The organism is Brevibacterium luteolum, from assembly GCF_025147615.1.
GTDB classification, from domain to species: Bacteria; Actinomycetota; Actinomycetes; order Actinomycetales; family Brevibacteriaceae; genus Brevibacterium; species Brevibacterium luteolum.
Genome location: NZ_JALXPM010000082.1, coordinates 1 through 4,322, shown reverse-complemented (window position 1 = coordinate 4,322; position 4,322 = coordinate 1). Strand labels below are relative to the sequence as shown.

Genomic DNA, 4,322 nt, shown 5'->3' with positions numbered 1-4,322 from the left:
GGGTGGGATGCTCCGGCATCCCACCCGCAGTGTCGTCTCAGCCCGTCTCAGCTCTGCTCGATCGCGTCATAGACCCTCCAGCTGCCGTCCTCGCGGCGCAACTCGACGCGCATGCGCACGCTGCCGTAGTCGTGGCCGGACCCATCCGGTGCGCTCACCTGCGTCCGTGTGGCGACGTCGAGCTCGGCTCGGTCCGTCTCCTGCTGCGTGATCTGAGCCGATTCGATGTCAATGCTGATGTCACTGCCTTGGAAGGCCTCGACGTCGGCTGCGCCATCGGCTGCCGCTGCCGGGGAGCCTGCGACCGTCAGCTCCGCCAGCGCTGCGGCATCGCCGAGGTGGTAGGCCTGCTCGCGTCTGCGGGTGAGCGCAGCGAACGCGTCCTTGGGGTTCTCCGGCCCCGAGGCGGTGGTCGCCGCAGGGCCTTCAGTTGCTTGGTCGCTGGGCGGGTTATGGCCGGCACTGCCCGGGGCGACTGCCTCACCTCCGGGATCGATGAGACCGGTGAGCAGCGCGATCCCCGACAGGCTCAGCACGAGTGCGGCCGCAGCGCCGATGAGCATCGTGCGGTTCAACGGCAGCCGCGGGAGCCGGAGCGCCCTCGAGCCGGTGTCTCGTTCCTGCCGCGCAGGCCGCTTCTGCTGCCGTTTGCGCTTCGTGGCTGCGGTGTGCTGAGTGGAGTCCTTCCTGCGCATGCGGTCGCGTCCGGTGTGCCCGGCGGCGGCGCGCAGCCGGCCGATCCCGCTGCCCTTGGTGCTGTCTTCGGCCCGGCGAGCCCTTTCTTCACGCCGGCCGCCTGAGGTGCGCTCGCGGCTGCGCTCATAGCGGCCGGTGAGTGCCGACGCGACGCGTGCGTCGACGCGCAGCTGGGCGGTCACCGCCTCGGACACCGAGACCTCCGCCTCGACGGGGACGAACGGAATCTGCTCCGGCTCGCCCATTGCCGCAAGCCTCGTCAGCAGCTCGGGCCCGGGCGCGGGACCGCCGCCGGGTTCGGCTTCGAGCAGTTCGATGATGATGCCGGCCAACGGCTCCGGAACGGCTGGGGTGAGGTCTGGCACCGGCACCCCGTGCTCCTCCCATGTCAGGCCGGTCAGGCACAGATAGGCAAGCTGACCGAACTCGACCGCCTCGCTCGACACTGACTCAACCGGCACCGTATGGCCGGGCACGAGGTGAATGGCACCGGCATCATCGACGCCGAAGGCGCTGCGGTGGCAGCGCAACCGGCCGGAACTCGGTGCAGGGGCGGCACACAGCGCCTCCAGGCAGGCACCGAGCACCGCCAGAGTCTGCCCGAGGGTCAGCCCGGCATACCTGCGCAGCGCATCGACGAGCAGACCGCCGTGGAAGCGGGGCACGATGAGCCCGTTGCCGCCTGCCTGCCGCGGCTGGCCGAGCACATGGGCGGGCTGCCCATCGACTGAGGCGACGTCGCTTGCGCGGGTGCCCTCCGCCTCGGGAACGGCGGCAGGATCGCAGCTCACCGGCCCGCCAGTGAGCTCGGCGGTGCCGATTCCCGGCCACCGGTGCGTGATATCGGCCACATCGCCCTCGGGCAGGAACCAGGCGGTGCGCTGCCCTGTGCTGATGCGGCGGATCCCCGGTGCCACCTCGGCGACGGTGTGCCACGTCTGCTCGGCCATGTCCCTCCAGTCTGCGGTGGTTCTGATGGGCTGTGCGGCAAGGCTACGTCTGGGCATCCGCGTGTTTCGATGCCTTCTGCGGATCTGTGGATAACTGCCGGCGGCGGCTGCGCACGGCTTTGCCCGCCTGCAGCGTGCGGCATAGGGTGAGTGCATGTCATTCACAGTGGAATGCCTCGGGTATGCGCCCGACTACGTCGACTACCGCAGCGCCTGGGATCTCCAGCAGCGCTACCACGCCGAGGTCATCGCCGGCACGCGCGAGTCCACCCTGCTGTTCCTGGAGCACTCCCCCGTCTACACCGCAGGCAAGCGCACCGAAGACCACGAGCGCCCGACTGACGGCACAGAGGTCATCGACGTCGACCGCGGCGGCAAGATCACCTGGCACGGACCCGGCCAGCTCGTCGTCTACCTCATCTACCGGCTCAACGACGCCAAGGACGTCAAGCTCTTCGTCGACCAGATCGAAGACGCCCTCATCGACGTGTGCGCGTCCCTCGGCATCGAGACGATGAAGGTCGACGGGCGCTCCGGCGTGTGGCTGGCCGCCACGGAGACGCAGCCGGAGCGCAAGATCGGGGCGATCGGCATCCGCATCCACGAGGGCGTGACGATGCACGGACTGGCCCTCAACTGCTCGAACGACAACACCGGCTTCGACTCGATCGTGCCCTGCGGCATCGCCGACGCCGGAGTCACGAGCCTGGCCGCCGAAACCGGCCGCACCATCACCCCCGCCGACGTCGCTCCAGCAGTCGAAGCGGCGCTCGCCAGGCACATCAGCGCCTGAGACAATGGAAGCCCCCGCACCACCTGCGCCGGCCGGCGCATCTGCCCGAGGCACGACCACCGACGAGAAGGACCCACAGTGACGATTGCTCCTGAAGGACGCAAGATGCTGCGTGTCGAGGCACGTAACGCCCAGACGCCGATCGAGAGGAAGCCGGCCTGGATCAAGGCGAAGGCCAACATCGGCCCGGAATTCACCGAGCTCAAGTCCCTGGTGCGCTCCTCGAAGCTCAACACAGTGTGCGAGGAGGCCGGCTGCCCGAACATCTTCGAATGCTGGGAGGACCGCGAGGCGACCTTCCTCATCGGCGGTGAGCAGTGCACCCGCCGGTGCGACTTCTGCCAGATCGACACCGGCAAGCCGGCCGACTTCGATGCCGATGAGCCGCGCCGCGTAGCTGAGTCTGTGGCGACGATGGGCCTGCGCTACTCGACGATCACCGGCGTCGCCCGCGACGACCTCGACGACGGCGGTGCCTGGCTCTACGCCGAGACGGTGCGCCTCATCCACGCGATCGAGCATGAGGATGGCCACCAGACCGGTGTCGAGCTGCTCATCCCGGACTTCGACTCCGACGACGACCAGCTCGCCGAGGTGTTCTCCTCTCGGCCCGAAGTGCTGGCCCACAATGTCGAGACCGTCCCGCGGATCTTCAAGCGGATCCGGCCCGGCTTCCGCTACGAGCGCTCGCTGTCGGTCATCACAAAGGCCCGCGATGCCGGGCTGGTGACGAAGTCGAACCTCATCCTCGGCATGGGCGAAACGAATGACGAGGTCATCGCGGCGATGCAGGACCTCTACGATGCCGGCACCGACCTGCTGACCATCACCCAGTATCTGCGCCCGTCTCCGCGGCACCATCCGATCGAGCGGTGGGTCAAGCCGCAGGACTTCGTCGAGCTGCGGGATGCCGGTGAGGAGATCGGCTTTGCCGGCGTCATGAGCGGCCCGCTCGTGCGCTCGTCCTACCGGGCCGGCCGGCTGTGGGCGCAGGCGATGCGCCGCCGCGGTGAGGAGATCCCGGCCCACCTGATGCACCTCGACCGGGAGATGCCGGCCAAGCAGGAAGCGCAGGCGGTCGTGAATACCTTCGGACCCGGCGAAGAGGTACAATTCTAGGTTGTCCGCCCAGCACGTCTGGGGCGTCATCCGCCACACCAATGAAAGCTGATTGAGCACAGGAATGTCAGAAGAGAAGCCGCGCCGCTTTTTCAAGCGCAAGCCGAAGGATCCGAGCAAGCCGGGCCGCATCGCGCAGATGCGCCAGGTTGTGCAGCTGTCGAAGAAGCACAACCCCGCCACCGTCTGGCTCATGCTCGCCGCGATCGTCGGCCTCACCGCCCTGGGCGTCGGGGTGGGCTTCCTCTTCGGCGCGATCTGGCTGTGGACGCTCCTGGGCCTCATGCTCGGCATCTTCCTGGCCCTGTTCATGCTCGGCCGCTTCGCCGAGACTGCCGCGTTCAAGGAGATGGAGGGCCAGCCTGGTGCGATCGGTGCGGTGCTCAACACCTGCCGGCGCGGCTGGCTGATGGATGAGCAGCCCGTCGACGTCGACCCGCGCAGCCGCGACCTCGTCTTCCGCTCCACCGGCAAGGCCGGAGTCGTGCTCATGAGCGAAGGACCCAAGGGCCGGGTCGAGAAGCTGCTGGCCAAGCAGAAGAAACGCCACGAACGCGTGCTGCCCAATGTGCCGATCTACACCCTGCAGGGCGGCGACCAGGACGGCCAGATCCCCATGAGCAAGATCGTGCGCACCGTCCACCGGCTGCCGCGCAAGCTGAACAAGGCGGAGATCCTCGCTGTGCGCAACCGGCTGACCGCTCTCGGCTCGGTGACGAAGAACCCGCCGATCCCCAAGGGCATCGACCCGATGAAGGCCCGGC

4 protein-coding genes are annotated in these 4,322 nt (G+C 68.3%); 3 read left to right on the top strand and 1 reads right to left on the bottom strand.

Translation table 11 applies throughout. From position 1 onward, the window contains the following. Positions 1–47 precede the first annotated feature (47 nt). Positions 48–1,646, bottom strand: coding sequence for an ARC6/PARC6 family protein (locus M3C25_RS12990; protein ID WP_259857207.1), 1,599 nt, complete (start codon positions 1,644–1,646; stop codon positions 48–50). Positions 1,647–1,800: 154 nt separating this feature from the next. Between M3C25_RS12990 and lipB the strand changes: the two genes are divergently transcribed. The 3 genes from lipB to M3C25_RS12975 form a co-directional block, all read left to right on the top strand. Continuing rightward, entirely contained in the window at positions 1,801–2,439 is a 639-nt protein-coding gene (lipB, locus tag M3C25_RS12985; protein ID WP_102159976.1) for a lipoyl(octanoyl) transferase LipB, read from the top strand. A gap of 78 nt (positions 2,440–2,517) precedes the next feature. Next, on the top strand, positions 2,518–3,558 hold the full coding sequence (gene lipA / locus M3C25_RS12980) for a lipoyl synthase (RefSeq protein WP_259857204.1): 1,041 nt from the start codon (positions 2,518–2,520) through the stop codon (positions 3,556–3,558). Positions 3,559–3,622: 64 nt separating this feature from the next. After that, positions 3,623–4,322: DUF4191 domain-containing protein (locus M3C25_RS12975; RefSeq protein ID WP_259857202.1), on the top strand; the 700-nt coding region annotated here is incomplete at its 3' end.